The sequence below is a fragment of the Stenotrophomonas genospecies 3 genome (assembly GCF_054473855.1).
The window spans coordinates 1-224 of sequence record NZ_JBTMUR010000055.1; the positions used below are offsets into that span (position 1 = coordinate 1).

Annotated in this window: 2 tRNA genes; both read left to right on the forward strand. The window is 57.6% G+C overall.

Going from position 1 to position 224, the window contains the following annotated elements:
- Position 1: 1 nt before the first annotated feature.
- Positions 2 to 78: transfer RNA gene (locus ACX9OT_RS21880), tRNA-Arg, on the forward strand.
- Positions 79 to 147: 69 nt separating this feature from the next.
- Positions 148 to 224: transfer RNA gene (locus ACX9OT_RS21885), tRNA-Arg, on the forward strand.

Below are 224 nucleotides of genomic sequence, written 5' to 3' on the forward strand. Positions count from 1 at the left end.
GGCGCCCGTAGCTCAGTTGGATAGAGTACCTGGCTACGAACCAGGCGGTCGGGAGTTCGAATCTCTCCGGGCGCACCACTCGACAGGTTTTCAGCATCCGCCGCTGGAAATGCAGTAAAATTTAGCAGTAAGTTGATTGTGTACCGCGCGCCCGTAGCTCAGTTGGATAGAGTACCTGGCTACGAACCAGGCGGTCGGGAGTTCGAATCTCTCCGGGCGCACCA